This is a genomic window from Rheinheimera soli, from assembly GCF_031457405.1.
GTDB lineage: Bacteria > Pseudomonadota > Gammaproteobacteria > Enterobacterales > Alteromonadaceae > Pararheinheimera > Pararheinheimera soli_A.
Genome location: NZ_JAVDWR010000043.1, coordinates 1 through 4,115, shown reverse-complemented (window position 1 = coordinate 4,115; position 4,115 = coordinate 1). Strand labels below are relative to the sequence as shown.

Sequence of the window (4,115 nt, the reverse complement as noted above, 5' to 3'; positions counted from 1 at the left end):
GCTACGATGACCTGCATCGATTGACCAGCAGTACAACAAACGGCGCAGGAGCGTCGGTGAGTATGAGCTATAGCTACGATGCGGTGGGGAATATGCTGAGCAAATCGGACTATGGCAGTGGCTACCAGTACGGCAATAGCACTAAAAATCTTGGCGGAAATGCAGGTCCGAATGCGGTACGGCAGGTGACCAAATCGGGTGGCAGTGTGGTGAACTTCAGTTACGACAATGAAGGGAATCTGATAAGCGGGGACGGTTTAGCCATCACATACACCAGCTTTAAACAACCTGGCAGTATAAGCCGGGGTGGCAACAACTTTAGTTTCAGCTACGGAGCGCGGCTGGAGCGTGTGAAGGAAGTTCGCAATGGGCTGACGACCTTTGAAATAGATAAGACGTATGAAAAGAGTTCAGACGGCAGCTGGAAGTTGTATCTGGATGATATAGCCATCATCAGCCACAACAGCACAGATGGTCATAAAATAGCGTACAGCCACAAAGACAGGTTAGGCAGCAGTGTAACCTTTACCGACCACAATGGTCAGGTGACAGGGCGGCGGCATTATGATGCGTTTGGGAAACCCAGACAGGTAAGCGGGGCATTGATGGAGCCAGCGCACAGGCCGAAGCAGCTGAACTTTACCGACTTTGCGGGAGTGAGTAACGCAGGTATCACCAGAAGAGGCTTTACCGACCATCGTCATCTGGATGAGGTGGAGTTAATTCATATGAACGGCCGGGGGTATGATTATAACCTTGGTCGGTTCCTGTCGGTTGACCCTATTATTCAGAGTCCTGGTAATAGCCAATCACTGAACCCGTATTCGTACATTATGAATAACCCGTTGGCGGGGACGGATCCAACGGGGTATTCAGCGAAAGAGCCTGACGATAAAGAAAAAGTTGCCGTCACTGGTAGTCGTATCAAGCGGGAGGCAACTGGGGGAGGTATTCAGTCTGCTGGCGGCTCAAGAGTTGATGTGAGTATGACCGGAGTTGGTGGAGCTGGTAATGGGGCGACCCCACAAGGCAAAATGACTCAGCAGAAGCAGAACTCGGCTGTAGATACAGGTAGTCAGAAAGATGCAGCTGCGGCGCAGGGTGGAAATAGCCACGCACCACTAACTGATGAGCAAAGGCAATTTGCAGCTGATGGTAAAATGAAAGAATATTGGAATTCTCGACATGAAAGTGAGGACCCGTGGGCTTTGGCTGGACTTGCATTGTGGGATCCTGAGCATTCCGCTGTAACTGATGCGCATAGAGATATGGCCCAAGTTCTTAAGGGGAGGCTGATTTATGAAGGCGTGGCATCAGGAAAGCTATCTCCAGACGCAAACCTTAATGAAGTTACCTCTTTTATGGAGAATGTGGGTATTGCAGTCATGCGAGGGCATGCTACGGCAGTTCAGAGAGATTTTACTGGAAAGTTAGGTGAAAGATGGGGGGTTTTAGATAAGTATCAAGCAGCAGTGTTCCATCACAAAGTGTTTTCAAACCTAGGGTTGAGTCCCTATGTTTATGGGGGAACACCCTTCGGGGTAGGGCGGTTTGTTCCGTTCATCGAGGGGCAAGCGAAATTGACCAATTGGTTTGCAGGGTTGAACCCTAACAATAAGTGGCATTGTCTCCATATGTGCTTTGGACGAGGCTATATAGCTAATGAAGATACACACCACGACCCAGCAGGGAGGTAACATGAAAATATACAAGTCATTAGTACTTGGAGTGGTAGGAGTTAGTCTCTTAATCTCATGCTCCGGCGAACAGGAGGTCGAGATAGTTAAAAATGAGAAGCTCTGCCTAAGTAATGAGCAAATTGTAGCAATTGATAAGTCGGCGACTGACCTAATCAAGGAAGTCACTATCTCGCGGGATCTAGGGGAATGGAGTGGTCAGCTAAGTGGTAATGCTTACGTTCACATATCAGCTGATACAGAGCTTAGTTTGTCGAAATTTGCCTCGGAACTTGAGCTAAGTATATCGGAATCAAACAATATCGAATTAGACTCAAATTTAGGCTTAGTAAAAGTAGCTGACAAAGAATCTCCGGGTGTCTTTCACTTATTCGAAAAGACGAATGAGATTACTTTAAATGGTTATATAGGTAGTTGCTTTACATTATCTGAATCGATGGGAGAGTGCACATTAGAAAGTCGTAACCAAGGTTACCAATTGAAGATAGATATTCAACTCAATAAACTTATTTATTGGGAGCAAATAAGGAAGCATTTAGCACAATTACCCGAAAAATTAAGTTGTGAAAGTAAAAACCAACGGGGGCAGGTCGAGTATGTAAAATTTTCTGTGTAAGTGGCTGTTTATCATAGTGATACACGATCACCGTACATGATGATGAACTGATTCATCGCCGGTTTCCAGTCCCGCAATGGCATTGTCCACTTTTTCGCAATTTGATGTCCCGTCCGGGTGTCCGGCGGGATTATTGAAGGTTTTAGTAATGCCGTTTTGTTTAAAAGTTAAACAATCTGGCATAGGTTTTTCACTAAAAATGCCTGACTGTGAGTAGAGTTTTTAGCGCTCCTTAAAAATTTGTCTTCTTTTTGAGCAAGTAGCGGCTATTCAGATAGCCGTTGCCTCTCTCCTGCGCGGACAGTGTTTTGTTCTTTTGAAGTCTGCCGTTTTTTTCTATTCTCTTGCATAAAATCCCTGCAGTACGCCAGTCCAGAATTCGATATAGATCCAGTTTTTGGTCTGAGGAATTGCTTTGCCATGCCAGATTTCATCTGGTGTGTGGCCCTTCAGGTTTTGGTGTGGACGGATGGTGTTGTACCAAAACTGAAACTCAGCTAAACGTTGATTTAGTGCTATTCCATCTTCAACGATAATTTTTCTGATGTGTCGCTTGAAGGTGCCAAACAGCCGCTCAATTCTCCCGTTCTGCCAGGGGTAACCTAACTCAGTGCATTGATACTTAATTCCTAAGAACTTCAAAGCCCAACGAAAGGTTCTTGAGGTAAAAACAGCTTCATTATCGGTGCGGATAATGCGGGGTTTGCCATAAAGCTCAATAGCAGAGCAGATGGCCCGAACCAAAGTGACGGAGGCTTTATCGCGCAATTTCGATAAGCACAGCGCTTTGCGGGAATGATGTTCGCATAGCCCAAGCACAGTGTGAGTGATGCCTTGCTGGTCAGTCACGCCAGTTAAATCCATGCCCCAGTAGTGAAACGGTGTGACCTGATAAGGGGCTTTATTTTTCAGTTCTTTGCGTTTGAACATCACCGCATGACGATGTTGTTGCAGGGTGTAGGACACCCAGGTTTTACCCACCGAAACCCTCTGTGTAGCAAAACGGCGGTTAAAAAGGTCAGCCAAAGTTCTGCACCCTGTGTCTGGCATCAGGGCTTTTAAACGAATAATTTCAACAATGGCCCAGTCTGGTTTTTTATGAGTACGCATTGTGCGGAAAAACCTTGGCTTGTGTTGGACGACTGGACGGAAGAACCTCTTGCGATTTTGGTGAAAGCAAAATTTCAAGAAGCATATCAGTACCACAATCAACAACATAAATACCGTCTCATTGCTATGGCGTTTAAAAAACTGTATCACAGAGCCATCAGCCCGAACAACCAAAGCAGTGCCAGCGTGGTCTGGGCTTGCCACTGGTGCTTTTGTGTGTAAAGTGACCAATGCGAAGGGGCATAGTACCACTATTAAAACAGTACCGGCTTATGGTGTGCCGTCATCCAGCACGGATGCAAACGGATTGGTTACCACCTACCAGTACGATGCGTTTGGTCGAATGACACAGCAACAGGAGCCGGCCACGGGTACCCGTTACGTCACACTGGATGAAGCACGTTATGATGGCAATGCGCCGTCTTCCGCTGTGATGCAACAAAAAGGTATGCCAGAGCAGCGGGTGTATCTGGATATGCTGGGGCGTGAAGTACGCACCTCAGTTCAGGGATTTAGCGGAGAGTGGATAAACAGGGATAAAGGCTATGATGACCTTGGCCGCCTGAGCAGAGAATCCTTGCCTTACGCAGAAGGTGGCAGCCCGTCCTGGACAGAGTATCAGGCGTATGACGAGCTGAACCGTCCGGGAGAAAAAACCACGCACGACAGCAGGCTGAGTATCCAGTACAGCT

General features: G+C 47.0%; 5 protein-coding genes. 4 read left to right on the top strand and 1 reads right to left on the bottom strand.

What is annotated here, in order from left to right:
* Positions 1-1,697 (top strand): RHS repeat domain-containing protein (locus J2W69_RS20475; protein WP_310282067.1); only part of this gene is annotated, 1,697 nt, incomplete at its 5' end.
* Between the two features lies 1 nt (position 1,698).
* Positions 1,699-2,313, top strand: coding sequence for a hypothetical protein (locus J2W69_RS20470; protein ID WP_310282065.1), 615 nt, complete (start codon positions 1,699-1,701; stop codon positions 2,311-2,313).
* 336 nt (positions 2,314-2,649) lie between these two features.
* Here the strand turns inward: J2W69_RS20470 and J2W69_RS20465 are convergent, their stop codons facing one another.
* On the bottom strand, positions 2,650-3,423 hold the full coding sequence (locus J2W69_RS20465; RefSeq protein WP_310282063.1) for an integrase core domain-containing protein: 774 nt from the start codon (positions 3,421-3,423) through the stop codon (positions 2,650-2,652).
* Here J2W69_RS20465 and J2W69_RS20460 point away from each other — a divergent pair.
* Together J2W69_RS20460 and J2W69_RS20455 are read left to right on the top strand one after the other, a co-directional pair.
* The gene (locus J2W69_RS20460; RefSeq protein ID WP_310282061.1) at positions 3,412-3,645 is read left to right on the top strand and encodes a hypothetical protein; all 234 of its coding nucleotides are present in this window, start codon (positions 3,412-3,414) and stop codon (positions 3,643-3,645) included. The two genes, J2W69_RS20465 and J2W69_RS20460, sit on opposite strands and share 12 nt — an antisense overlap.
* A partial coding sequence (locus J2W69_RS20455; protein WP_310282059.1) for an RHS repeat domain-containing protein occupies positions 3,638-4,115 on the top strand: 478 nt, incomplete at its 3' end. The genes J2W69_RS20460 and J2W69_RS20455, both read left to right, overlap by 8 nt.